At 62.2% G+C, this 23,802-nt stretch carries 24 protein-coding genes; 13 read left to right on the forward strand and 11 right to left on the reverse strand.

Annotated features, from left to right (window positions below):
* From F8N66_RS17745 to F8N66_RS17770, 5 genes are all read left to right on the forward strand, one after another.
* Entirely contained in the window at positions 1-1,329 is a 1,329-nt protein-coding gene (locus F8N66_RS17745; RefSeq protein WP_150771410.1) for an NAD(P)/FAD-dependent oxidoreductase, read from the forward strand.
* On the forward strand, positions 1,326-1,691 hold the full coding sequence (locus F8N66_RS17750; RefSeq protein WP_150771411.1) for an ethanolamine utilization protein EutQ: 366 nt from the start codon (positions 1,326-1,328) through the stop codon (positions 1,689-1,691). The genes F8N66_RS17745 and F8N66_RS17750 overlap by 4 nt, the downstream gene beginning before the upstream one ends.
* A gap of 61 nt (positions 1,692-1,752) precedes the next feature.
* Entirely contained in the window at positions 1,753-3,000 is a 1,248-nt protein-coding gene (locus tag F8N66_RS17755; RefSeq protein WP_191623015.1) for an MFS transporter, read from the forward strand.
* A gap of 225 nt (positions 3,001-3,225) precedes the next feature.
* Complete coding sequence (locus F8N66_RS17760; RefSeq protein WP_150771608.1) at positions 3,226-4,884, forward strand: BCCT family transporter; 1,659 nt, start codon at positions 3,226-3,228, stop codon at positions 4,882-4,884.
* Between the two features lie 413 nt (positions 4,885-5,297).
* Positions 5,298-5,570, forward strand: coding sequence for a DUF2790 domain-containing protein (locus tag F8N66_RS17770; protein WP_191623016.1), 273 nt, complete (start codon positions 5,298-5,300; stop codon positions 5,568-5,570).
* 53 nt (positions 5,571-5,623) lie between these two features.
* Here F8N66_RS17770 and F8N66_RS17775 read toward each other — a convergent pair whose 3' ends face one another.
* The 5 genes from F8N66_RS17775 to F8N66_RS17795 form a co-directional block, all read right to left on the reverse strand.
* The gene (locus F8N66_RS17775) at positions 5,624-6,568 is read right to left on the reverse strand and encodes a LysR family transcriptional regulator (protein ID WP_150771412.1); all 945 of its coding nucleotides are present in this window, start codon (positions 6,566-6,568) and stop codon (positions 5,624-5,626) included.
* 180 nt (positions 6,569-6,748) lie between these two features.
* Entirely contained in the window at positions 6,749-7,699 is a 951-nt protein-coding gene (locus tag F8N66_RS17780) for an aldo/keto reductase (protein ID WP_150771413.1), read from the reverse strand.
* A 129-nt stretch (positions 7,700-7,828) separates the two neighbouring features.
* A complete protein-coding gene (locus F8N66_RS17785) occupies positions 7,829-9,295 on the reverse strand; it encodes an efflux transporter outer membrane subunit (protein ID WP_150771414.1) in 1,467 nt (488 codons plus the stop codon).
* Between the two features lie 19 nt (positions 9,296-9,314).
* On the reverse strand, positions 9,315-10,793 hold the full coding sequence (locus F8N66_RS17790) for a DHA2 family efflux MFS transporter permease subunit (RefSeq protein ID WP_150771415.1): 1,479 nt from the start codon (positions 10,791-10,793) through the stop codon (positions 9,315-9,317).
* A gap of 2 nt (positions 10,794-10,795) precedes the next feature.
* Positions 10,796-11,911, reverse strand: coding sequence for an HlyD family secretion protein (locus tag F8N66_RS17795; protein WP_150771416.1), 1,116 nt, complete (start codon positions 11,909-11,911; stop codon positions 10,796-10,798).
* 213 nt (positions 11,912-12,124) lie between these two features.
* Between F8N66_RS17795 and F8N66_RS17800 the strand changes: the two genes are divergently transcribed.
* Both F8N66_RS17800 and mug read left to right on the forward strand, forming a co-directional pair.
* The gene (locus tag F8N66_RS17800; protein ID WP_150771417.1) at positions 12,125-12,751 is read left to right on the forward strand and encodes a TetR/AcrR family transcriptional regulator; all 627 of its coding nucleotides are present in this window, start codon (positions 12,125-12,127) and stop codon (positions 12,749-12,751) included.
* Between the two features lie 7 nt (positions 12,752-12,758).
* Positions 12,759-13,277: a G/U mismatch-specific DNA glycosylase gene (gene mug, locus F8N66_RS17805; RefSeq protein ID WP_150771418.1), complete on the forward strand. Its 519-nt coding sequence runs from the start codon at positions 12,759-12,761 to the stop codon at positions 13,275-13,277.
* On the opposite strand, the gene F8N66_RS17810 is transcribed toward mug, so the two are convergent.
* The 6 genes from F8N66_RS17810 to F8N66_RS17835 all read right to left on the reverse strand — a co-directional run bounded on the left by F8N66_RS17810 (position 13,271) and on the right by F8N66_RS17835 (position 18,551).
* Complete coding sequence (locus F8N66_RS17810; protein WP_150771419.1) at positions 13,271-13,792, reverse strand: cytochrome C; 522 nt, start codon at positions 13,790-13,792, stop codon at positions 13,271-13,273. The genes mug and F8N66_RS17810 overlap by 7 nt on opposite strands.
* Before the next feature lie 166 nt (positions 13,793-13,958).
* A complete protein-coding gene (locus tag F8N66_RS17815) occupies positions 13,959-14,480 on the reverse strand; it encodes a methylamine dehydrogenase light chain (RefSeq protein WP_008062110.1) in 522 nt (173 codons plus the stop codon).
* Between the two features lie 18 nt (positions 14,481-14,498).
* Positions 14,499-15,134 (reverse strand): methylamine dehydrogenase accessory protein MauD, encoded by a 636-nt coding sequence (gene mauD, locus F8N66_RS17820; RefSeq protein ID WP_150771420.1) that lies wholly within the window; start codon positions 15,132-15,134, stop codon positions 14,499-14,501.
* A gap of 5 nt (positions 15,135-15,139) precedes the next feature.
* Complete coding sequence (locus F8N66_RS17825) at positions 15,140-15,679, reverse strand: MauE/DoxX family redox-associated membrane protein (RefSeq protein WP_150771421.1); 540 nt, start codon at positions 15,677-15,679, stop codon at positions 15,140-15,142.
* Between the two features lie 14 nt (positions 15,680-15,693).
* Positions 15,694-16,845: an amine dehydrogenase large subunit gene (locus F8N66_RS17830; protein WP_150771422.1), complete on the reverse strand. Its 1,152-nt coding sequence runs from the start codon at positions 16,843-16,845 to the stop codon at positions 15,694-15,696.
* A 224-nt stretch (positions 16,846-17,069) separates the two neighbouring features.
* The gene (locus F8N66_RS17835; protein ID WP_150771423.1) at positions 17,070-18,551 is read right to left on the reverse strand and encodes a sensor histidine kinase; all 1,482 of its coding nucleotides are present in this window, start codon (positions 18,549-18,551) and stop codon (positions 17,070-17,072) included.
* A 257-nt stretch (positions 18,552-18,808) separates the two neighbouring features.
* Here F8N66_RS17835 and F8N66_RS17840 point away from each other — a divergent pair, with 257 nt between their 5' ends.
* From F8N66_RS17840 to F8N66_RS17865, 6 genes are read left to right on the forward strand one after another with little or no spacing between them, the layout of a single operon-like run.
* The gene (locus tag F8N66_RS17840; RefSeq protein WP_150771424.1) at positions 18,809-19,972 is read left to right on the forward strand and encodes an acyl-CoA dehydrogenase family protein; all 1,164 of its coding nucleotides are present in this window, start codon (positions 18,809-18,811) and stop codon (positions 19,970-19,972) included.
* A 29-nt stretch (positions 19,973-20,001) separates the two neighbouring features.
* Positions 20,002-20,373, forward strand: coding sequence for a hypothetical protein (locus tag F8N66_RS17845; protein ID WP_150771425.1), 372 nt, complete (start codon positions 20,002-20,004; stop codon positions 20,371-20,373).
* 3 nt (positions 20,374-20,376) lie between these two features.
* Positions 20,377-20,847, forward strand: coding sequence for a nuclear transport factor 2 family protein (locus F8N66_RS17850; protein ID WP_150771426.1), 471 nt, complete (start codon positions 20,377-20,379; stop codon positions 20,845-20,847).
* Complete coding sequence (locus F8N66_RS17855; RefSeq protein ID WP_150771427.1) at positions 20,844-21,965, forward strand: amidase; 1,122 nt, start codon at positions 20,844-20,846, stop codon at positions 21,963-21,965. The genes F8N66_RS17850 and F8N66_RS17855 overlap by 4 nt, the downstream gene beginning before the upstream one ends.
* Positions 21,966-22,018: 53 nt before the next feature.
* Complete coding sequence (locus F8N66_RS17860) at positions 22,019-23,302, forward strand: aromatic ring-hydroxylating oxygenase subunit alpha (RefSeq protein ID WP_150771428.1); 1,284 nt, start codon at positions 22,019-22,021, stop codon at positions 23,300-23,302.
* The gene (locus tag F8N66_RS17865) at positions 23,299-23,799 is read left to right on the forward strand and encodes an aromatic-ring-hydroxylating dioxygenase subunit beta (protein ID WP_150771429.1); all 501 of its coding nucleotides are present in this window, start codon (positions 23,299-23,301) and stop codon (positions 23,797-23,799) included. The genes F8N66_RS17860 and F8N66_RS17865 overlap by 4 nt, the downstream gene beginning before the upstream one ends.
* Positions 23,800-23,802: the final 3 nt, after the last annotated feature.

Here is a 23,802-nt window from a genome sequence, read left to right on the forward strand (position 1 = left end):
ATGAAAAACTCGATCAATTTGCCTTATGACGATGCCAGCTGCGGCTGGTACGCAGCCTTGCCCGAGCAACCGGCGTGCAAGCGCTTGTCCGGTGAACAACGCGCCGACTTCGCGGTGGTGGGGGCAGGCTTTGCCGGCCTGGCCGCTGCTCGTCGTCTGGCTGAGCATCACCCCGAAGCGCGGATCATTCTGGTGGATGCACAACGGGTCGCCCATGGCGCCTCGGGGCGCAACTCGGGGTTCGTCATCGACCTGCCGCACAAGTTTGCGCTGGAGCATCCGGACCCGGCGCACAAGCAACGCTTGCTGTCGCTCAACCGCTCGGCCATTTCGCAATTGCAGGGCCTGGTGCAAACCCGTGGCATCGATTGCCAGTGGTCCCATGCCGGCAAGTATCAAGGGGCGGTGGGCGCTCGTGGCCTGGCGTACCTGGACCACTTCGAGCGGCTGATGAGCGACCTCGGCGAGCCGTTTCGCCGGGTCGATTCCAAAGAGCTGGCCGGTGTATTGGGCACCCGGCATTACAGCGGCGCGATCTACACCCCCGGTTGTTACCTGATGCAGCCGGCCGCACTGGTCACCGGTCTGGCGCGCACGCTGCCGGGTAATGTCGAACTGCTGGAGGAATCACCGATCCAGCGCCTGGAGCGTGACGGTCGCGGCGGCTGGATCCTGCATGGCAGCAACGGTGTGATCCGCACCCCGCAACTGTTGCTGGGCACCAGCATTTTCACCCAGGAATTCGGCTACCTGCGCAACCGCCTGTTGCCGGTGATGACCTTCGCCAGCTGGACTCGTCCGCTGACCGATGCGGAGCTGGCCACCTATGGCGGCCAACTGGACTGGGGCCTGACCCCGGCGGACCACGCCGGCACGACGGTGCGCATGACCCAGGACCGTCGGCTGATCATCCGCAACACCTACAAGCACGTGCCCAAGTACGGGCGCAGCACCAGCGATGGCATGCGCTTGAAGGTTCGCGAGTCGCACCGCAAGGCTTTCCAGGCGCGCTTCCCGCAACTGGCCGACGTGCCCTTCACGCACACCTGGGGTGGGGTCTACGCGATCTCACGCAACTTCACCAACTTCTTCGGCGAGCTGGAGCCGGGCGTGCATGCGTCCGCGTGCGACAACGGTGTCGGTGCCGCCTGGGGCACGATCTCCGGCACCTTGCTGGCGGACCTTGCGGTGGGCGCCGAGTCCTCGCAGCTGAACGACATTCGCGCGGTGACCGGCATGCCGTCGCTCAACCCGCCGGAGCCCTTCCTCGGTCTCGGTGTGCGTTCGCGCATTCACCTGGCCGCGTGGAACAGCCGGAGCGAATTATGAGTGCGCCCGCAAAGAGTGGGGTACTGCGCATCGACCAGCAGGACCTGGATTTCACTTTCCGTGGCGGCCCACCGGGCGCCGCCTATGTGGCCAGGGCCCTGAGCAATGAAATCTCGCCGAACATCGGCGTGGGTTTCGCTCGCTGGGAAGGGGCGCAAGTGGCCTGGACGGTGCTCTACGACGAAGTGATTTTCGTCATCGAGGGTTGCTTTGAATTGCAGGTCGGCGATGAGCTGTTCCGGGTCACGCCCGGCCAGTTGTTGTGGATTCCCGAAGGGACCGCGCTGGTGTACGGCGGGCATGCGTTGTTCGGCTATGTCGTGCATCCGGGCAACTGGAAAGCGCTGCACGGTTTGACTTGAGCCAATGACCCGGGGCTGAACGCCTCGGGTTTCGCCTCCTCATTGTTTGGGAATCAGCACCGTGTTTGGACTGACGAAGACGTTCGGCGCGCTGTATCTGGCCAGCTTGCTGATGCAACTGGGATCGACTTTGCTGATGACCTGGCTGGCCCTGCGCCTCAATGGTTCGGGGGCGGCGGAAACGGCGGGCGGTGCGTTGATGGCCGCCAATGCCCTGGGCATGGTGCTGGGCGGGTGGGTCGGACGCAGCCTGATCGCCCAGGTCGGGCACATTCGCACCTACTCGGCCTGTGCCGGGATCATTGCGGCGGCGGTGCTGGCCCACGAGTTCAGCACCTCGCTGCCGTTGTGGCTGGTGCTGCGGGCGCTGGTGGGGCTGGCGATGATGTGCCAGTTGATGGTGCTCGAAAGCTGGCTCAACGACCAGGCCCGGACCGAACAGCGTGGCCGTGTACTGGCGCTGTACATGGTCGCCAGCTACGTCGGCATGATGCTCGGTCAACTGGCCTTGAGTCTCGATGAAGGGCTGGGCATTCGCGCACTGCTCGCGGTGGCCATGGTGTTTGCGATCTGTTCGGTGCCGGTGGCGCTGACCCGCAGCGCGCACCCCACGGCAGTGCCGGCGGCGTCCATAGACCTGCGCTTGTTCCTGCAACGGATTCCGCAGTCGCTGGTGACCATCCTGGTGTCCGGGATGATCAACGGAAGCTTCTACGGACTGGCGGCGATCTATGCCAGCAAGCAGGGGCTGGGAACCGCCCAGGTCGGTCAGTTCATGGCATTGACCATCGGTGCGGGGTTGCTGGCGCAGCTACCGTTGGGCTGGCTCTCGGACCGCTTGCCTCGCGCCAGCCTGATCCGCGCCGTGGCGGTGTTGCTGATTGTCGTCAGCCTGCCGCTGGCGTTCCAGCAAGCGCCTGGGTTTGCCACCTTGCTGTGGTTTGGCGCCGGCATCGGCTTCTTGCAGTTCTGCCTGTACCCGCTGGGCGTGGCGCTGGCCAACGACAACATGGAGCCGGCGTTGCGCGTGTCGCTCTCGGGCATGTTGCTGATCACCTTCGGCGTCGGCGCCTGTTTCGGGCCGTTGATCGCGGGGGCGCTGATGGAGTACCTCGGCGCACCGAGTTTCTACTTTTTCTACGCCGGCAGTGCGCTGTTGCTCGCGCTGTTCGTGGGCCAGAAAAAAATCACCGGCAAGCACCTGCAAAAGGATGCGCCGCTCCAGCACCCCGTGACGCCCAACGGGATGGCCAGCTCCAGCCTGGTGACCGTTGGCGAGGCCGTGGGCGAGGGCGCCGACACGCGTTAAGGGAGAAGGGCGTTTGACGGTTTTATTGATGCGTTTTTCTCATGAGTCGGTGACTAAAAATGGTTTGAACGGTGTTCAGGTTTCAATCATCTTGGCGATGCTGGCAAAACCGAGATAGTCCGGAATTAACCTGCGGATAAAGCGTTGGGCGTCGTTCGATACCCGGCGATCAGTTTTCTGCGGAACAGTAACTACACCCTTAAACAAAAACAAAAGGGGAAAACAATGCGTGCGCAATCCGGCATGTTAAAAGGCCTTAATCCGAATGTGACAGTGGCTTCCATATTGGCAGTGATCACATTTGTTCTGTTTTGTGCCTTTAAAGATGAACAGGCATCCAAGGCCTTTGAAATGGCTTCGGTGTTTATCCTGCATAACTTCAAGTGGTATTACATTGCCCTGATCAGCGGTGTACTGGGTGTACTGCTGTATATCTCGATCAGCCGCTTCGGCAATCTCAAACTGGGCGCCGAACATGATCGTCCCGAGTTCAGTTTTGCCTCATGGATTGCGATGCTGTTCAGTGCGGGGATGGGGATCGGCCTGATCTTCTGGTCCGTCGCCGAGCCGATGCTGCACTATGCCGACAACCCGTTTTCCAAGGGGTTGACCGATGAGTCCGCGACCCTGGCGATGCGTATCACCCTGTTCCACTGGGGCCTGCACCCTTGGGCGATCTTCTCCATGATCGGCCTGAGCCTCGCTTACTTCGCCTACCGTAAAGGCTTGCCGCTGGCACTGCGCTCGCTGTTGTATCCATTGATTGGCGACCGTATCTACGGCTGGATCGGACATGTCGTCGACATCATGGGTGTTGTGATCACTGCCTTCGGTGTTTCCCAGTCCCTGGGCCTGGGCGTCGTTCAGATCAATACCGGGTTGCACCAGGTGTTTGGTATTCCGGTCAGCGTTGGTTTGCAACTATCGATTATCCTGTTCGTCAGTATTGTTGCCTGTATTTCGCTGTTGGCCGGATTGTCCAAAGGCATGAAGCGTATTTCCACGCTTAATATGTATTTGTCGTTCATATTGATGCTGGCGGTACTTGCCATTGGCCCGACTCGCTACATTCTTAATCTGATGTTTGAATCCACCGGGGACTATGTACAAAACATTGTCGGCCTGAGTTTCTGGATGGATGCCCAGAAGGACACTGAATGGCAAAACTGGTGGACGGCGTTCTACTGGCCCTGGTGGATGACCTGGGGTCCTTTCGTCGGGTTGTTCATTGCACGCATCTCCAAGGGGCGGACCATTCGTGAACTGGTGATTGGCGCGCTGGTGGTGCCGACGATGGTGACCATTCTGTGGATGTCGGTGTTCGGTGGCGCCGCGCTGAAGAATGAGCAACAGGATCGTCAGGCGTACCAGGCGTCCGTGGCGACTCAAGTGGTCGCTCAAGACCAACCCAAGTTCGAAGGCGGCACGGTGTTGCTGGCCACCAAGAAAGAAACCACCGCGGCCATGTTCACGCTGCTGCAATCGCTCGATGGTCCTGCCATTGGCGCGGCACTTTCGATCCTGGTCTGTGTCTTGCTCGGGGTGCATTTTGTCACCACGGCGGACGCCGGAACCCAGGTGTTGTGCACCTTGTGTGCCTTGGGCAGCACCAATCCGCCGAACTGGATCAGGGTGCTCTGGTGCCTCCTGGAGGGCGCGATTGCGGCGGGGCTACTGCTGGCGGGGGGGCTCAAGGCAATCCAGATGGCGAGTATTGCCGCGGGCTTGCCGATTGCGATGTTGCTGCTGGTGATGTCGTACACGCTGATTCATAGCCTGCGCAAGGAGATGCCTGCCGTGCCGGCGTGGACGCCTTCGATGGATGAGGTTGAGCGTCGGGCAGCGGAATCGGCTGTGGGCAAGGTGGCTGTGGCGCACGCTTAGCGGGCACTGCTGGAGGTATGGTTTCGCCCTGACGGCGAGTCACATGGAAGAGCCTGTGCGAGCCGCTCTGGGCTATCCCTGACCACAATTTCCATTGTGGGAGCGGGCTTGCTCGCGAAGGCGGTGTGTCAGTCACTGCATCTGTCAACTGACACACCGCCTTCGCGAGCAAGCCCGCTCCCACAGAGGGATGTGCCGCCCGCCAAGGCCAGGTCGACAATCGGGCCGCCGTTGCCGCAGCAACGGATATTCACCCAACCCAACCCCATTCCCACTCATTTTGTTAACAGTGTTTATCCACCCCGGCGCTGTTTGGCACCGAAGCAAACCCCTAGCATCGTCTCTACCGAATGAACCCACGCAAGCGGTTCACAAGGCAAAAAACCAGCAACCTTAACGAGACGGTGAACTTCATGAACATCTCAAGAATCGCGATTATCCTCGCCCTCAGTTGCATCGGCGCCCAGGCCTATGCCGAAGAAAGCCAGGCCAAGGTACCCGCCCACAAAACCCCGATCGAGACGTACAGCTACGGTTCGAACCTGGACATCAAGAAGGTAATCGCCGTGAGCGATGTGGGGAATGAATGCGGCCCGGTGCCGGCGCAGATGACGTATGAAGACTCTCAAGGTCAACGCCACGTCCTGCAATACCAGGTCATGGGCAATGGATGCACCAGCGGTTGAACGCGGTGCGCAAGGTGGAGGGTCGACACTCCATCCGGGCCGCGCGGGATCCATCAGGCTTTTTTGGTGTTCGAGGCACGTGCAATTTTTTCATCGGCAGCCAGCAACCCGGGAAGGTATTCCTTGAGGAACTCCACCCAGGTTTTTATTTTTGCATCGACGAACTTTCGTGACGGATAGATCGCAAACAGATTCAACTCTTCAAAATGGTACTCGGGCAATAGCCGAACCAGCGTTCCCGCCTTGAGACCGGCCGCGGCGGAAGCCAGTGGCTGAATCCCGATCCCCATGCCCCGGATGAGGGCGGTGGTCATGGCGTCGGCGGTGTTGACGTGAAACGGCGACGCCGGGGTGTGGACCGTCTCCACGCCTTCGGGCCCTTCAAATACCCAGTGTTCGGCCGGCATGACTGTGTTGACCAGTCTCAGGCAGTCGTGTGCGCTGAGCGAACCCGGCGTGTCGGGCATTCCGCGTTTCTTCAGGTAGGTCGGCGAGGCGCAGAGAATGCTGTAGGTGATGCCGAGCCGTTGAGCGACAAATCCGGAATCGGGCAGGTCCCGCGCCAGCACGATCGACATGTCATAGCCTTCCTCCAGCATATCGGGCAGCCGATTGGTCAGGGTCAAATCAAACAGGACCGAAGGGTGCGTCTCCCGGTATTGGGCGATGGCATCGATCACGTAATGGTTGCCGATGGCCGACATCGCGTGAATCTTCAAACGGCCCACCGGGTTGATCTGTGCCGTGCCCGCTTCCTCCTCCGCTTCGCGCAACTCCTCCAGGATTCTCTCGCAGCGCTGCAAATAACGTGTCCCGGCCTCGGTCAAGGCGAGGCGCCGGGTCGTGCGGTTGAGCAGGCGTGTCTGCAACCTTGTTTCCAGGCTCGACACAGCCTTGGAGACGTTGGTGGTGGAGGTGTCCAGCAGCTCGGCGGCTGCGGTAAAGCTGCCGCTTTGCGCGACCGCCGTGAAAAATCGCATGGTCTGGAAAACATCCATCGGTTTCACCTCGGGGGGAGACGTCGAAATTATAGGGGCTGGCGGGAACCATGCCGCCCCCTGTGGGAGCGAGCACGCTCGCGATGGACGTCAACGATGACGCGCCCTGTCTGAATGATCGCGCTGTCTGGACATTCATCGCGAGCATGCTCGCTCCTACAGGGTTTCGGGGTTTCGGGGTTACCGGGTCGGTGACAAAAACAGGTGAACACCGGTTTCAGCCACCGAATTGAATCGCACCCGGGTTGTAATGTCTTGCCGGATCTCATGCATCGCCCGGTGGGGCAGGGTCGAAATGTCGATGTTCTGCTGGATGTGGCCCAGGGTTGCCGAAGTGGTCAGGAAGGCCGTGCCGCGCTGTACGGCCCAGGCCAGTGCCACTTGCGCCGGCGTCTTTTGCAGGCGCCGGGCCATTTGGGTCAGCACTGGGTCTTTCTGTACGTTCGGCTCCATGCCATGCCCGAGGGGAGCATAGGCCTGGAGGATAATGCCGTGTTGTTGGCAAAACTCCAGCAGTTCCCATTCCGGCAGGTACGGGTGGGACTCGACCTGCACCACGGCAGGTTTGATCCGGGCCACGGCGACGATTTCCTGCAACGCGTGCAGGCTGATATTGGACAGGCCGATGGACTTGCAGCGGCCTTTATCCACCAGGCGCTCCATGGCCCGCCAGGTGTCGACCAGCGTCACGCCCGAGTCGTAGATGACCTGGCCGAACGCATCCATGGGGTATTGATCGTCACCGGCCTGAAAGGCAAAAGGCGTCTGGATCAGGTAGCAATCGAGGTAGTCCACCCCCAGCCGTTGACGACTGGCTTCGAAGGCCGGTAACACCCGTTCCGGATGATGATTGTTGTTCCACAGTTTGCTGGTGATGAACAGGTCTTCACGCCGCGCCTTGCCCGCGTCCATGAACGCTCGCAGTGCAACACCGACTTGCTCTTCATTGCGAAAGCGCTCGGCACAATCGAAATGACGGAAGCCGCTTTGCAGCGCATGGGTGACAGCCTCGCTGGTCACACCGGGATCCTCGAACAGGGTGCCGAAGCCGACGGCTGGCATCTTCCCCGCATCGTTGTTCAGGGCAAATCGGGTATCGGCAAGTTCATCAAAAATCGGTTCGTAGGACATGTCTGGATTCCACAAAGGTTCTGAAAAAGGCCCCTGTAGGAGCGAGCCTGCTCGCGAAGGTCGTCAACGATGACGCGGGTTCGCTGGATGAACGCGGCGCTCTAAAGCCCATCGCGAGCAGGCTCGCTCCTACAGTGGGTTGCGGGCGTCGCGGCTGGCCACTTGTTGATCGAACACCCCGACCGAATTGCCGCCCAGCGCCACGAACAACTGCACCGTGTCCAGATAGCGCGAGGTCTTCACGCGGATGAAACCGAGCAGGGCCTGCTGATACGCCCGTTCGGCTTCCAGCACCTGGAGGATGCTGTTTTCGCCCATGGCATAGGCTTGCTGGTTCAGGCGCGAACTGGTCTCGGCGGCGTGCAAGGCGTCTTCCTGGGCGCGGAATTCCTCGGCGTCATGGTTGATCGCCTGCAGCGTGTCGGCGACCTGGCCGAAGGAGCTGATGACCGTCTGCTGGTACCCGGCGAGCGTCGCGTTGTAGCCCTCGACCGCAGCCTGGCGTTCAGCCTTGAGTGTGCCGCCATTGAAGATCGGCCCGGCGACACCCGCCGCGAAGCCCCAGAGCGCCGCGCCGCCATTGCCCGATGCGGCCTGGGCCAACGACGCGGACAGCGTCACTTTCGGATAGAGATTGGCCGTGGCCACGCCCACGGCTGCGCTGGCGATGTGCAGCTCGGCCTCGGCTTGCTGCACGTCCGGCCGGGCGTGGGCCATCTCCGACGGCAAGCTCACGGGCACATTGGCCGGCAAGGTGAAATCGGCCAGGTCGAACGACGGCGGGATCCAGTCGGCCGGGCCTTTGCCGGTCAGGATCGACAGCGCATGACGCGCCGCATCACGCTGCTGGGCCAACGGTGGCAACAGCGTGCGATCCTGGGCCAGACGCGTTTCGGCCAGCGACACATCAATCTGCGTGGTGGTGCCATTGAGATGCGCTGCGCGCACCAGTTCGAGGTTCTTGCGGTCGTTGGCCAGCAGTTTTTCCACGGCCTGTATTTGCGCGTTGGCCGAGGCCACCAGCAACGCCTGGCTGGCGACATCGCTGGTCAGCTTCAGGTACGCCGCGTCGTAACGACGTTTTTGCAGATCGGTGAAGGCTTGCTGCTGTTCGACCAGGCGCTTGTTGCCGCCGAACACATCCAGGTCGAAACCGACTCGTGGCCCGATTGCGTAGAAGTTGTTGATCGCCGGGTCCTTGGCGTTGTGCACCCGCGCACGACCCGCCGTGGCGCCGAAGTCGACCTGCGGATACAGCGCACCTTCGGCCGCGGCCACGGAGGAGGACGCCTGGCGGATGGTGGCGTCGGCGGCGACCAGTTCAAGGTTGCCGTCGATGGCCCGGCGCACGACCTGGTCGAGCTTGGGCGAGCGAAACGCAGACCACCATTGGCCGGTGATGTGCTTGCCGAACTGGATGTGCTGCTCGCCGCCCTGGCCAAGGCGCTGCTCGGCCTGTTGGTCATAGTGCTGCGTCGGGCTGTCTTCAGGGGTTTTGAAGTCAGGGCCGACGGTGCAGGCGGCGAGGAAAACAAACACCGACAGGGCACTGAGTCTGGCTGGGAATGGCGTTTGGAACGAAAGACGGGATTTCATTGGGCACACTCCACAATAACTAGTTGGTCGCAGCGGGTTTGCGAAGAAACAGCACCAGCGGGCTCACGACGAGCATCGCCACCATCAAAATCTTGAACTGGTCGATCACCGCGATGAACGCGGCCTGGTGGGTCACCAGATGGTTGATCCCCTCCAGGGCCGGCAAGGACATCGACGCTGCGGCGCCATAGGGCGTGATGTTGGCGCCCAGGGCCATATGCATCGCCTGGGTGTTGTTGAAGAAATAGATCTGCACAATCGCCACGCCCAGGGTGCTGCCATAGGTACGCAGCAGGTTGTAAAGACCGGTGGCCTCCGGGCGCATGGCGGCGGCAAGCGTGCTGAACGCCACCTTGGCCAGCGCCGCCATCGACATGCCGATGCCGAACCCCTGGATCGCGCCGGCAATCGCCACCGGTGGCCAGTCCATCAGCGGCGAGTAACCGAGCATCAGCCAGTTGGCATAGATCACCAGCGCGACGCCAATGGCCACGAACAACCGGCGGTCGAAGCGCTCCGGCAGGCGCATGGTCAGCAGGAACGCACCCACCATGCCCGCGCCGCGCGGCAGGGTCAGGGCGCCGGTGGTGTCTGGCGGGTAGCCAAGGATTTCATCGAGCATCGGCGAGGTCAGGGCCATGGTCGACAACAGCACGAAACCGATGGCGAAAAAGATCAGCGTCGACAGCACGTAGTTGCGATCACGCAGCAGGCTCTTGCTGAAGAAATGCACATTCCGGGTCAGCGCGTGGACGAAGAACAGATACAGCCCCAGCCCACAGGCAATCGCTTCGGTCCAGATTTCCGGCGAGTCGAACCAGTCCAGGCGTTCGCCACGGTCGAGCAGCATTTGCAGGCTGATCATCGCCACGGTGAAACTGGTGAAGCCAAAGAAATCGTAGGTCGGCGCCTTGTCGGCTTTCTTTTCGGCCAGCCACAGCGCAATCACCATGAAGATGTAGGCCGACAACGGCAGGCTGAGGTAGAAGATCGGCCGCCAGTCGAAATGCTCGCCGATCCAGCCGCCGAGCGCCGGGCCGGTCGCAATGCCCAACAGTACGGTTGCCGTCAGGGTTACGCCGAATTTCAGGCGCTTTTCCGGTGCCAGCGTCTCCAGGGCAATCCCCATCGACAATGGCCCCAACACACCGGCGGCCAGGCCTTGAATGATGCGGGCTCCGATGAATTCCAGCGGCGTCGTCGACACCGTAGCCAACAGCAGGCCGAGCATGAAGAAGGCCAATGCAGCCTGATAAACCCGCTTCAAGCCAAAGCGCGCGCCCAGCCACTGGGCAATCGGCAGGGTGATGGCGCTGGCCGCCAGGTAGGCAGTGAAAATCCAGCCGGCCTGGTCATCGGTCATCGACAGCGAGCCTTGAATCAACCGCAGCACCGCGTTCGGCAGCGGCAGGTTCGCCGACTGCATCCAGGTCGCCAACAGAACAGCGAACCTGAGCGAGCCTGCGGCACCTGAATCTGTAGTCGTGTTGGCGTTCATCACTAGTTACCTGCGGTCAACAGCGACTTGAGCGGGCTCCACCACGGCGTGCGGTGGCCGGTGTCGACTTTCACGGTGGCGCTGGTGCCGGAGAACAGCGGCAGGGCAGGGTCGGCGTCATCCAGTTCGAGACGCACCGGTACCCGCTGGACCACTTTCACCCAGTTGCCGGTGGCGTTCTCCGGTGGCAGCAGGGAGAAGTCCGAGCCGGCACCGGGGCTCATGCTGGTGACGTGGGCCTTGAACACGCGGTCCGGGTAGGTGTCGATGCTGATCGTCGCTTCCTGGCCCGGGCGCATGTGGGTGACCTGGGTTTCACGGAAATTGGCCTCGACCCAGATCTCGTGATCGGATATCAGCGCAAAGGCCGGTGCGCCGTTGTTGAGGTAGTTGCCCACCTGCAGATCATCGACCTTGGCAACGATGCCGTCGGCCGGCGCGTAGACCGTGGCGTAGGACAGGTACAGCTGCGCCTCGTCCAGTTGCGCCTTGGCTTCGCGTACCGTCGGGTGACTGTCGGCTTCGATGTTCGGGTTGCCGTTCAAGGCCACGACGGTGCTGGCGATCTGTTGTTCGATCGAGGCGATGCGCTGCCGGGAAATCTTCAGGTCGGTTTCGGCGCGCTCATAAATGGCACGGGACACGAACTCGGTGGCCACCAGGGCTTTCTTGCGGCCGAACTCCTTCTGGTCGAAGTCGGCGGACTCCTTGGCCGACTGCAATTCCGCCTGCTGCTGGCGGTAGCTGGCTTTCAGGCCATCAATACGCAACCGGGCAACGCTCAGTTGAGCCTGAGCGCGGTCAATCGCGATCTGCAAGGGCTTGGGGTCGATGCGAAACAGCACGTCACCCTTGTGCACCTTTTGGTTGTCCTCGACCGCGATGTCCACGACTTGCCCGGAAATCCGGGTGTTGATCGAGGCCTTGGCGACCCGGGCGTAGGCGTTGTCGGTGGTGACGAAGGGTTCGCCGGCCACGTATTTGGCGTAGCTGACGATGGCGAAGAGGGCAGGCACGCCGATCATCAGCCAGGGGCGGAGCTTTTCCTTGAACGGCTTTTTGATCCGCTCGGGGTGCTCGAAGGTCTGCGAAGCCGGGATATCGAACTGTTTGGTCATGACGAATACACCTCAAAACGAATAATTGCTGTGAGAAAGCAAACCCGTGCGCGGTGAGGAGGGTTGCTCCGCCTCGCTTGTTTCGTCGCCGCAAGACCCGTTTCGAGCTTCGCTTCAACAAACGTGAAATTCAGGAACTTCTGGTTCCTTCTTTTTGTGCGATGATGTAAGAATATCCCTGCACCCCCACTTCTCACAAGAGTTTTGTACGACATGGCACAAAATAAATCGACAGAAGGAAAAGGCCGCGGCCGGCCCCGCGCCTACGACCCCCAGACCGCGCTGCAGCAAGCGCTGGGTGTGTTCTGGAACACAGGCTATTCCGGCGCGTCCCTGGACAGCATCGCCACGGCGGCCGGCATGAACCGCCCCAGCCTCTATGCCGCGTTCGGCGACAAGCACGCGCTGTACATCAAGGCACTGGAGCAGTACTGGGAATTTGCCGCCGCCGACATGCAGGCAGCGCTGGCGGACACCGAGATGTCCCTGCGCGACGCGTTGCTGCGCTTCTACGAGGGGCAGTTGTCGATTTACTACTCGGGCGAAGGCGCGGCGCGGGGCTGCTTTGCGATTGGTACGGCGACCACCGAAGCCGTCGAAGACCCGGAAATTCGCGCCGTGCTCTCAGACCGGCTCAGCCGGCTGGATTCCGATCTGGAGGTGCGCCTGCGAACGGCCATCGAGTCCGGCGAATTGAAAGGCGATGTCGATGCCGGCGCGCTGGCGGTGCTCGCCGCTTCCTTGCTGCACAGCATTTCGATCCGTGCACGGGCGGGCAAACCGCGTGAAGAACTGAGCGAGCTGGCGCGTAACGCGGTCAACGTGATCTGCGGTGGGTGAGGTCGATGTGAGTGAAGGACTCGAAGACATTCTGGCCGAACGCCTTGCGGTGATTTTTTGCGGCATCAACCCTGGCGTGATGGCCGCCGCCCAGGGGCATCATTTTGCCGGGCGCGGCAATCGCTTCTGGCGCACCTTGCACTTGGCGGGGTTCACGTCCATGGAAGTGCGGCCGGAAAACGATCGGTCGATCTTGCAGTACCAGTGCGGCTTGACCGCCGTGGTCGAGCGACCGACGGCGCGGGCCGATCAACTGTCGACGCAGGAATTTCTTGCGGCGGCAGCGGATTTCGAAGGGAAGATTGCCCGTTATGCGCCACGCTGCGTGGCGTTTCTCGGCAAGGCGGCGTACTCGGCGCTATCAGGGCAACGAGAAGTGGCGTGGGGGCTACAGGCCCGGACATTCGGCAATGCCGCCGTTTGGGTGTTGCCCAACCCGAGCGGGCGAAATCGTGCGTTCAGCCAGGATCAGCTGGTGGACGCCTATCGAACCCTCAGGCTGGCGGCCATCGATCCCGCTCAGTAATTCATGCCGTCGTCGATGGCGATGCCCTGTGCCCGCATGGCCTTGATCAATTCGGCGCGGGTGCCGGGCAGGTTGAGCATGGTTGCCGCGCGCAATTGCATGACTTCCTCGGCGGTATAAGGCTGGTAATGCGCCGGCATGCTCGCACCCGCCATGCCGTCTTCGCGCATCAGCCAGTTGAGCAGGTCCGCCAGTTGCGCGTTGTTCAGCGCCGACTGCGACATGCCCGGCACGCGCACCAGAAATTCACGGCCACCGGGCACTTTCAGGAAGTTGCCGACAAAACCTTTCATCCGTGGCGTGTCGTTGGCCGCCGAACCCGTGCCATCGCCCAAATGGCAGCCGGCGCATTGCAACTGATAGTTCACGCCGACGCTGTAATTGGCCTGGGCGATGGGTGTTTGCGGCGATTCGTTGCCCGGTGCGTGTTGCTGGTTTGGATTGGGGATGGCCCGGGCATGGGCGAGCGGGGTGGTCATGAGGCAGACAAGACCGAGGATCAGCAACCTGCGCATAAAAAAACCTCTGCTGGCGACCCCGTAGGAGCTGCCGAAGGCTGCGATCTTTTAATCTTGCTCATGAGCGGTATCGAAAAGATCAAGATCAAAAGATCGCAGCCTGCGGCAGCTCCTACAGAAAAGAAAAACCGCCGGTTACTTGAATAACCGGCGGTATTGCGCGTTAAACCGCTACGCCGCGAATGATCGACACGGTGCAGTGGTAGATGTGCGATTTGGCGGCCAGGCACCAGTTCACATCGTTGTTGTTGAACGGGCGGTAGGCCGGTTCTTCACTGTCGTTACGGGTGCAGGCGCACTGGGCGCAGCTTTGCTTACCGCAGCAGTCGTTGTACGAAATGATGTAGTCCTTGCCGTCCGCCGGGTTGCGGCAGGTGCCGATCCAGGTGACTTGCGAGGCCTCGGTGCCCGGTGGGCAGGAGGTCACCGAACCACCGCAGCAGCTGCACAGAAAGCCGTCGATGGAGCAGTAGCGCCAGTAGTCGCAGCTGTTCGGATCGCCAGGGTCGCCGGCTTTCGGGTCAGTGGCGGCCAGTGCCTTGCTGGTACGGTCCAGCGGCAGCAGCACGGGCAGGGCGGCACCGGCCACGATCAGCGAGCCCATGCGAGCCAGCAGTTTGCGGCGCGAAGTGGTGTCGGCAACACGGCGCGAGGAGCGCTCGAACAACAGATCCAGCAGTTTCATGAAGGTCTCCCTGCCTTATCAGTGGCTATGGCCGTGGCTGTGGTCGTGGTTGTGAGGGTTATGCTCTTGAGGCTGAGCATTGAGGTACTGCTGCAGCGTGGCGTGCTTCAAGTGCTCGACCTCGAACAGGCTGTCCAGGTGCTCGCGTGAATTCACCAGGCCTTTGGCGCGCAAGGTGCCGGACTTGTCGATCAGCGCGGCGTACGGCAGCTTGCCGATCTGATAGGTCATGCCCACTTCCGGACCGACCACGTAAGTGGCGTCTTCCAGTTTGTGTTCGCGAATCAGCGCTTGCTGGGCGTCCATGTCACCATCGCTGACGAACACCACATCAAGGGTGCTGGCTTGTTCCTTGGCGATGGATTTGATCGCCGGCAGCAGCGACTTGCAGATCGGGCAGGTCGGCGAGAGGAAGAACAGCAGTTGCGATTTCTCGCCGGCATAACCGAAGTTCACCGGGCGACCATGACGGTCGGCAGCGGTCACTTGCGGGGCGGCTTCGTTGACAGCCACGCCTTTGTCCATCATCAGCGCGCCGGCCGGGGCCAGGCGGCCGTGCAGCACGCCAATCTGACGGACCAGGCCCATGACGACGAACGCCACGGCCACCAGCAATACCCAGAGCAGAACGTTGGAAACGATCAAGCCTTCCATTTTGATTACCTACCAATCAATTTGAGCAGAAGAGGGGAGTTCGCCGCCAGGCCATCGGCCGCGGCGTAGATGAGCAGCGCGACGGTGGCGCAGGCCAGGGTCACGAAGCCATCGAACACAGTCATGTCGCGCACGATCGGCGCGACGCTGGCGAGCAGCGCCAGCGCCACCAGCACGCCGTTGCGCAGCAGCAGGACCGGGCGCAGCGGTTGCGCCTGGTCGGGACCGGCACAGCCGCAATCGATGTCGCGACGACCGCGCCACAGGTTGATGCCGATGGCGGCGGCGTACAGCGCCAACAGGCCCGCCGCGCTCAGCGCCGCCCAGGGACGGCTGACTGGCACCAGCAACGCGAACGCGATGGCCAGTTCCAGCACCGGGATCAACCGCGCGCCCGGGCGCACCAGCGCGTCGGGCAGCAGTTGATAATCGGCAAGCTGTTTGCGAAAGCGCGCCGGAGCCCGCACCTTGTGGGTCGCGGCACTGGCCAGCAGCACCGCGATGGCGATGGCGCTGGCAATGATGAAGATCGGATCTGAATGCATGGCCGAACCTCTATTTAGTAGCTCATGACCTGAGTCGCGGTTTTCGCGACCTTGGCCATGGCGCCGGTGTGCTGGTTGGTCTTGAGGTCGAAGATCTGCAAGCCGCCCTCGACGTCGGTGCCCAGCAACAGCGGCTTGTCATCGCCGGTGGCCTGCATGCTCCACACCGGAACCGGCGCTTCCAGGGTGCCGATTTTCTTCCCGGTCTTCAGGTCGAAGGCCCAGATCAGGGTGCTCGGGTCTTCCCACTTCATCGGTTCGTGGGCGTCGTGCATCAGCACGTACAAACGGTTCAGCTTCGGCGCGACCGCCATCAGCTGCCAGCCGCCCGGCGCCCAACCGGCTTTCTTCTCTTCTTCAGTGACCAGCGACCAGCTCGGCAGGATCTTCGGCGCATCGGCGCTGAAATCCACGGCGCGCACGGTGCCGGTGGTGGTGGTGAAGTAGTAGGTGTCGCCGACGTTGACCGCACGCTCCACCAGTTTTTCCGCGTTCGGGTCGAAGAATGGCGTGCGGCTGCGCGCGGTTTCCTGGCCCTGGTCGTTGATCGTCACCACTTGCAGGCTGCCGTCGCCGCACAGCGAAGCGAACTTGCGCTTGCCGATCGGGTAGTTGAGTACGCAACCGGGAATCGCGATCTCGGTGGCGACGGCCTTGCTCTGGGTATCGACCACGGTCACCGAGGTGGACGGGGTGAAGTTGTAGACGTAGACGAAACGGTCATCGCCGCTGGTCTTCAGGCCGTAGCGCTGGGTCAGCGATTCGGCGCGCTTGTTCGGGATCAGCACTTCCCAGGCCGGCGACAGGGTCGAGGTGTCCCAGGCGGTCAGCACGTCGGTGCGGGTGCCACGGGTGCCACGGGAATACCAGATGTCGGCGGCGTAGAGGGTCTTCTTGTCATGGCTCAGGGCCGAAGGCGCGGCAAAGCCGGTCGGCACCATGCCCAGCACACGTTTCTGGTCGGGGTCGACCACGGTGACGCGACCGGCGACGAAACTTTCGAACTCGACATCGACGACGAACGCGCGGTGCGGTTCAGCCGGGAATGCCAGGGTGGTCTGGCCGATGCCGGTATCGGCGGGCAGCTCCGCACGGGCACTGTTCAAACCGAGTACAAGCAGGCTCAGGCCTAGCGCTGACTGTACGGAGATCCTGTTTGTTCGCATAAGGGGAACTTCCTGAATTGTTGGTAACGCGGATCGCGGGTGAGTGGGCAGATTCTGACCAGTGAATAGTGCCTCGCCCGTCCAACTCGGGAATTGCCCTGCCTGCCAAGTGTTTGTGTATCTGTGCCAGTCGTGGCGAAGATCATAAGATCGCAGCCTGCGGCAGCTCCTACAGGTATACGCATAACCCTGTAGGCGCTGCCGCAGGCTGCGATCTTTTGCTTTCAGGCGGGATTTGCAAGGGGAAGGGAAAAGGTGAACACAGCGCCGCACGGCTCCAGGTTCTGCGCCCAGATATCCCCGCGATGCCGGCCGATGATGTTCTTGCACAGCGCCAGGCCAATCCCGTTGCCGCTGACCTTGGACGAAAAGAAACCATCAAACAGCTTCTCCTGCGCCTCGGCCTGAATCCCGCGCCCACGGTCTTCGATACGCACCCGCGCCACGCCGTTTTCGGCGCTGGCCTGAATGCGCAGCACACGGCGTTCCAGGGGCAGGTCGGTCATTTCTTCGATGGCATTGAACGCCAGGTTGAGGATCACCTGGCCAATCAGCACCTTCTCGCAGCTCACCCGCAGCGGCTCGGGTGACGGCACGATTTCTACCTTTATCAGGCTCGGATCGGCCCGCAAGCTGATGAAGTAACGGGTTTCACGCAGCAGTTCGTTGAGGTCGACCAGTTCTTCGCTCTGCTCCAGCTTGACCACGTAGTCGCGCACGCTCTTGATGATCACCGAGGCGTGTTCGATCTGCCGTACGGCACTTTGCAAACCCCAGACGACACCCTCGTCGGTGCCTCCCGCATTACCCAGGCGAATCAGCGTGCCTTCGATGAAATTGCGCGTAGCGGCCAGGGGTTGGCTCAACTCGTGGGCAATGGCCACGGCCATTTCGCCCATGGCGTTGTAGCGCGCCAGGTATTCGATTTTCTGTTCGCTGACCCGGCGGGCTTCTTCGGCTTGCACCTGTTCGGTGACGTCGCGAAACAGCAGCAGATGCCCCACCAGATCGTCTTCGATCTCAATGAATCGGCAGGTCGCGTCGTGCCAGCGCCACGCACCGTCAAGCCGTTGCAGCTTGTAGTGCACGCTGAACGGCAGGTGTTCGGGCGTTTCGTTGGACAGTTGCTTTAACAGGCGCTGGCGGGAAGCGTCGTCGCACCATTGGAGGAAATTCTTGCCGATCAGCTTGTGCACATCGCTGTTGAGCAAATGCGCCCCGGAGTCGCTGATAAATCGTATTTCACCCTCGGGCCCCAGCACCGCCACGCCTTCGGCCAGGTCCTGCATGAACGCCTTGAGCCGGCTTTCGAAACGCTTGAGGTCGCGCTTGACCTTGTCTTCCTTGGAGATGTCGCGGAACTGCACCATCAGCACATCGCGGCCTTCCAGGTGCACCAGCGTCGCCACCGCCTCGGACAGGATTTCCACGCCCTGCTTGGAGCGATAGCACCACTCGATGGCGCGCTGGCCCGTGCGCGCGGCGCCTTCGAGCCAGCGCAGCCCCACCGAACGCCGGTACTTGGGCGCGTCGCGGGTCATGTCCGGGGCCTTGAGCGGGGTGAGTTCTTCGAGGGTGAAACCCAGCGCCGCCAGGGCGGCGGCGTTGGCCCAGAGGATCTCCTTGCTGTGGGCATCATGAAGAATGATGCACAGCGGCATGGCTTCGATCAGGGTGAAAAAGTCGTTGTGTTTTGGCAAGTACATCGCGCAGCCCTTGGCGGCAGGGGGGGTGACCGGTGGAACCGGAAGTATGGCTTTTTATACCGGCTCGCGCCCGGTGATGCGCTCAGAGGTAACCGGGGGCGGTCTAGGGGTTTTCTTTAGTCGGGGGGCTGCACGCACCAATAGTTGCGCCGGGACGCGGTTTTTACACTGGACCGCAATGCAAGGGTGACGCCGATCCCCTACGAAGAGCGGCACGCGGTTACCCCACCAAACAATAAGCAAAACGGAGAAAGCCCATGCTGCGTTCAGCGGTTGCGCAACAAGACGCCCCGGTCGGCGTTGACGAGCCTGTCGTCGACAGCCTGGCATTCCAGCAAGTGCTGGATGAAGTGCGCCAACGTCGCGACGAATTCGACAGCGTCTCCCACGTGCCACGGGACATGATCGAGCGCTTCAAGCAGGTGGGGATCTATCGCGCCGCCACGCCGAAGTGCTACGGCGGCGATGCATTGGCGCCTGCACAGTTCTTGCAACTGATCGAACGCATTTCCGAAGCCGACGGTTCCGCCGGCTGGGTCGCCAGTTTTGGCAGCGCCGGTGTCTATCTCGCCGCTTTGCCGCCAGAAACCCTGGCTGAAATTTACGCCGACAGCCCGGACCTGGTGTTCGCCGGCGGCCTGTTCCCGCTGCAACCGGCCGAAGCCGTCGACGGAGGCTGGCAGGTCAACGGCACCTGGAAATTCGCCAGCGGCTGCAAAGGCGCCGACTTGCTCGGTGTCGGCATCGGCGCGGCAGGCGGCAAGCCACGCACCGCCGTGTTCCGCCCGGACCAGGTCGAGATCGTCGAAAACTGGGACGTGGTCGGCCTCAAGGGCACCGGCAGCCATGACCTGCGCGTGACCAACAAGCACATCGATGAGCGCTGGACGTTTATCAGGGGTGGGGCTGCAACCATTGATGAACCGCTGTTCCGCTACCCGTCGATTGCCTACGCCGCGCAAGTGCTGGCGGTGGTCAACCTCGGCCTGGCCCGTGCCGCCCTCGATGAAGTCAGCCGCATGGCCGGCGGCGGTGGCATCACCGGTGCACCGAAAATGGCCGACCGCGCCTACGTTCGTATTGAAATCGCCAAGGCCGAAGCCAGGCTCAGCGCCGCTCGCGGGTTCTTCTACAACACCACCGAACAGGTGTGGGACTCGATCCTGGCCGGCAACCCGGTCACGCCTGAGCAGACCAGCCTGTTGCGCCTGTCCGCGATCCACGCGTCCCAGGCCGGTGCCGCCGTGGTGCAAAGCGCCTACAGCCTGGCCGGGACCACCGCCATCTACCTGCGCCATCCGCTGCAACGCTACCTGCGCGACTCGATGGTGGTGACCCAGCACGCCTTCCTCAGCGAAGGGCTGTACGACGGCGCCGGCTCGGTGTTCCTCGGCGTGCCGCCGTTCCCTGGCTACATCTGAATTTCATTATTTGATTAAGGATCTACAACATGTCCCAAGCTACCCAGGAACCGTTGCGCGTCGTCTTCTGCATCGGCATCACCCAGAACTTTTTCGACCTGCCCACCGGCGAAGGCCTGAGCGTGTGGAAAGGCTTCAGCCGGATGATGGCGGACCTCGGTGCAATGCCCGGCATCAACGTGCTCGGCGCCATGGATGACGACCGCCTGATGGTCGGCCCGTCCACCACATCGCCCTGGACCGTGTACATCATGGCCGACGTCGACTGCCACCAGTCGGTGATCGACGCCTGCAACCTGTTCCGCACCACGCCGGTGAACGAGTACAGCCTGTGGCGCTACGCCAAGGTCGAAGCGCGCATCGGTCGCCCGCTGACCATTCCCGACGCGGCCAAGGTGTAAGCCATGAACGAGGCCTTGCTGCAGCGTCTGGCGACGCTGGAAGGGGAAAGTGCAGTGCGCCGCCTGATGGCGCGCTACATGGACCTGTGCGATGTGCCGAGGGCGCAGGCCCTAGTCAGCGAACTGGCGGCGTTGTTCTGCCTCGATGCGATCTGGGAAGGCGTGGGGCGCGAGACTGCGCAGACCTTCGGCCAGCATCGTGGACGCGAGGCCGTGGCCGCTTTCGTCGGCGGCTACCTGCCGCCGTCGGATCACTTCCGGCTGAACCTGCACTACCTCACCAGCGAGTGGATTGCGGTCGACGGCAACACGGCGCAGGGGCAGTGGATCATGCAGCAGATTTCCACCTACGCCGATGGCCGCACTGAAATGTTCGGCACCCGCCTGAACATCGATTTTCGCTGCGTCGACGGCACCTGGCTGATCGCGCATTTCCGCACGCAACGCCTCTTCAACCAGGAGCTGAGCGTATGAGCACCTTCATCAGCGAATTCCTCCTCGGTGGCAACGGCAAGCGCGTTGCCATCAAGGACTCCATCGACATCGCCGGCTACCCGACCCGCTCGGGCAGCCGCGCCTTCGCCGATGCACCGGCAGCGACCCAAAACGCTGAGGTGGTGGACGCGATTATCAACGCTGGCTGGCAGATCGTCGGCAAGACCAACCTGCATGAACTGGCCTTTGGCGTAACCGGCATCAACGACTGGACCGGCACGCCGGTCAACCCGCAAGCGCCTGATCGGGTGCCGGGCGGTTCGTCCAGCGGTTCGGCCTCGGCCGTCGCCGCCGGCCTGGCCGACATCGCCATCGGCACCGACACCGGTGGTTCGGTGCGGGTGCCGGCGGCGTGCTGCGGCGTTGCCGGGCTCAAGCCGACTTATGGTCGTGTCAGTCGCGTCGGCGCGCATCCATTGGAATCCAGTCTCGATTGCGTCGGCCCGTTCGCGAGAACCATGGACGACCTGATCGCGGCCATGCAGGTGATTTGCCCGGGCTTCACCGCTCAGGGCCTGCCCGGTGACGGCGCCAAAGTCGGCTTTATCGAAGTGGCCTGCGACGCGCACCTGCAAGCCAGTCTGGGCGCCGCCGCCGACCGTGCAGGCTGGCGTCGCAGCAGCCTGCACCTGAGCGAATTCGAAGCCGCATTCACCGCCGGCCTGACCGTGATCAATGTTGAAAACTGGGCCGCGTTCGGTCACCTGACCGGCCAGGGCCTGATCGGTGCCGACGTGGAAACCCGTTTGCTGGCTGCCAGTCGCACCACGCGCGAAGAACTGGCCCTGGCCGAAGCCGTGCGCGCCCGTTTTACCCGGCAGGTGGATGCAGCGCTGGAAGAGTTCGCGGTGCTGTTGCTGCCGACGCTGCCAAGCCTGCCGCCAACCCTGAGCGAAGCCCGCGCTGGCAGCAAGGCCGTGGCCGGCATGACCCCGCTGGTACGACCTTTCAACCTCAGCGGCCATCCGGCGCTGACGGTGCCGGTGGAACTCGATTGCGGCGGGCTGAAAGTCGGCCTGCAAATTGTTGGCCGTAAAGGCCAGGACGAACTGGTCTGCGCCTTTGGTGCGCAGCTGCAACAGAGCATGGCCGGTTGATCGCCAGCAGTCTCTAAAACGAAATCATAAAAATAAGCCATGAGGAGAACCGCATGAGCACTCATGAATACCGGCTGATCGCAACGTCGAAAAGCCCCGAAGACCTGGTCCAGCACGACCGCGTCGACGTCTCGCTGTACAACGATCCGGCACTGTTCGAAGCCGAGCTGGACAAGATTTTCTACCGCACCTGGGTGTGGGTTGCCCACGAAAGCGAAGTGCGCAACAGCGGCGACTTCAAGACCGCGATGATCGGCCGTCGCCCGGTGATCGTCGTGCGCGACAAGAAGAACAACATCAACGTCCTGGAAAACCGTTGCCGCCACCGTGGCGCGACTGTGTGCGAGAAGCACAAGGGCAACGCCACCGGTTTCACCTGCCCGTACCACAGCTGGTCCTACGGCCTGGACGGCAAGCTGCGTGCGCTGCCATACCCGGACGGCTACGAAGGCATTCTGGAAAAATCCGAGCTGCCGCTGACCAGCCTGCGCGTCGAGAGCTACGCGGGCATGGTCTTCGCCAGCTACAACGACGAGATCGAACCGCTGGAAGATTTCCTTGGCGGCGCCAAGCACTGGATGGACCTGTTCATGAAGCAGGGCGCCGGTTATCCGATCAAGACCCAGGGCGAACACAAGTTCAGCTTCAAGGGCAACTGGAAGATCCAGCTGGAAAACACCACCGACGGTTACCACTTCCCGATCGTGCACAAGTCGTTCATGTCGTCGGTGGATGAAGAAACCTCGGAAATGCTCTCGTTCATGACCGACGAGCAAGCCGTGACCCACTCGCTGGGCAACGGCCACAGCGTGATGGTGATGGTGCCGGAGCACGTCGACCTGGATCACGACGACGGCACCGAGCAACTGCAAGAGCGCTTCGCCCACGTCACCGAAGAACTGTCGAAAACCATGGAGCCTGCACAGGTGCGCCGCATCGTGCGTTCGCTGCACGGCGCCGGGTTCAACCTGAACCTGTTCCCCAACGTGGCCATGTCGATGTCGTTCTTCCGCGTGCTGCGTCCGGTGTCGGTCACCGAAACGGAAATCCGCCACGTGGCCCTGGGCATGGACGGCGGCCCGGAAATCGCCAACCGCGAGCGCATGCGCATTCACGAACACTTCCAGGGCCCGTTCGGTTTCGGCAGCCCCGACGACGCCGAGGCCTGGGACCGCGTGCAGCGCGGCTCCTATGCCGGCGTTGACGCACCGATCCTGGTCAACCGCGGCCTGAACCGCGAAGTCACCGCCGAGAACGGTGACAAAGTCAGCCACGCCACCGACGAAGGCGGCATGCGCGGTGCCTACGACATGTGGAAAAGGATGATGAGCCAATGAGCAATCACGACACCCTGAACGGTTTTTCCGGCCCGCTGGCCCAGGCCATCGAATTCATCTGGCGCGAAGCCGAATTGCTGGACCACAAGAACTACGCCGAGTGGGCGACCCTGTGGAGCGACAGCGGCAAGTACATCGTGCCGATCGACCCGGACACCGAAGATTTCGAAGCAACGCTGAACTACGCCTACGACGACGCGCGCATGCGTGACCTGCGCATCGAACGCCTGACCGCCGGCTACTCGCCGTCGGCGGTGGACGCGGCGAAAACCATCCGCACCGTCTCGCGTTTCCGCCTGGTGGAAGCGGCCGGCGACATCGTCGAAGTCAATTCGGCGCAGTTGTTGTACGCCTACAAGCGTGGCGTGCACACGCCGTTCGTGGCCGACCTGAACCACCGCATCCGCTTCACCGACGGCGTGCCGAGCCTGGAGCGCAAGGTTGTGCGCCTGATCAACTCCACCGACAGCCTGAGCGCGCTCGGCTTCCTTCTGTGAGGG

Source organism: Pseudomonas fluorescens (assembly GCF_902498195.1).
GTDB classification, from domain to species: Bacteria; Pseudomonadota; Gammaproteobacteria; order Pseudomonadales; family Pseudomonadaceae; genus Aquipseudomonas; species Aquipseudomonas fluorescens_BU.

Coding starts and splice junctions, on each gene's coding strand:
- F8N66_RS17865 (WP_150771429.1), top strand. CDS start 23,299: ATGAGCAATCACGACACCCTGAACGGTTTTTCCGGCCCGCTGGCCCAG.
- F8N66_RS17790 (WP_150771415.1), bottom strand. CDS start 10,793: ATGAACGCCAACACGACTACAGATTCAGGTGCCGCAGGCTCGCTCAGG.
- F8N66_RS17840 (WP_150771424.1), top strand. CDS start 18,809: ATGCTGCGTTCAGCGGTTGCGCAACAAGACGCCCCGGTCGGCGTTGAC.
- F8N66_RS17815 (WP_008062110.1), bottom strand. CDS start 14,480: ATGAAACTGCTGGATCTGTTGTTCGAGCGCTCCTCGCGCCGTGTTGCC.
- F8N66_RS17800 (WP_150771417.1), top strand. CDS start 12,125: ATGGCACAAAATAAATCGACAGAAGGAAAAGGCCGCGGCCGGCCCCGC.
- F8N66_RS17835 (WP_150771423.1), bottom strand. CDS start 18,551: ATGTACTTGCCAAAACACAACGACTTTTTCACCCTGATCGAAGCCATG.
- F8N66_RS17770 (WP_191623016.1), top strand. CDS start 5,298: ATGAACATCTCAAGAATCGCGATTATCCTCGCCCTCAGTTGCATCGGC.
- F8N66_RS17775 (WP_150771412.1), bottom strand. CDS start 6,568: ATGGATGTTTTCCAGACCATGCGATTTTTCACGGCGGTCGCGCAAAGC.
- F8N66_RS17795 (WP_150771416.1), bottom strand. CDS start 11,911: ATGACCAAACAGTTCGATATCCCGGCTTCGCAGACCTTCGAGCACCCC.
- F8N66_RS17780 (WP_150771413.1), bottom strand. CDS start 7,699: ATGTCCTACGAACCGATTTTTGATGAACTTGCCGATACCCGATTTGCC.
- F8N66_RS17845 (WP_150771425.1), top strand. CDS start 20,002: ATGTCCCAAGCTACCCAGGAACCGTTGCGCGTCGTCTTCTGCATCGGC.
- F8N66_RS17860 (WP_150771428.1), top strand. CDS start 22,019: ATGAGCACTCATGAATACCGGCTGATCGCAACGTCGAAAAGCCCCGAA.
- mauD (WP_150771420.1), bottom strand. CDS start 15,134: ATGGAAGGCTTGATCGTTTCCAACGTTCTGCTCTGGGTATTGCTGGTG.
- F8N66_RS17785 (WP_150771414.1), bottom strand. CDS start 9,295: ATGAAATCCCGTCTTTCGTTCCAAACGCCATTCCCAGCCAGACTCAGT.
- F8N66_RS17830 (WP_150771422.1), bottom strand. CDS start 16,845: ATGCGAACAAACAGGATCTCCGTACAGTCAGCGCTAGGCCTGAGCCTG.
- F8N66_RS17855 (WP_150771427.1), top strand. CDS start 20,844: ATGAGCACCTTCATCAGCGAATTCCTCCTCGGTGGCAACGGCAAGCGC.
- F8N66_RS17750 (WP_150771411.1), top strand. CDS start 1,326: ATGAGTGCGCCCGCAAAGAGTGGGGTACTGCGCATCGACCAGCAGGAC.
- F8N66_RS17745 (WP_150771410.1), top strand. CDS start 1: ATGAAAAACTCGATCAATTTGCCTTATGACGATGCCAGCTGCGGCTGG.
- F8N66_RS17850 (WP_150771426.1), top strand. CDS start 20,377: ATGAACGAGGCCTTGCTGCAGCGTCTGGCGACGCTGGAAGGGGAAAGT.
- F8N66_RS17825 (WP_150771421.1), bottom strand. CDS start 15,679: ATGCATTCAGATCCGATCTTCATCATTGCCAGCGCCATCGCCATCGCG.
- F8N66_RS17810 (WP_150771419.1), bottom strand. CDS start 13,792: ATGCGCAGGTTGCTGATCCTCGGTCTTGTCTGCCTCATGACCACCCCG.
- F8N66_RS17760 (WP_150771608.1), top strand. CDS start 3,226: ATGCGTGCGCAATCCGGCATGTTAAAAGGCCTTAATCCGAATGTGACA.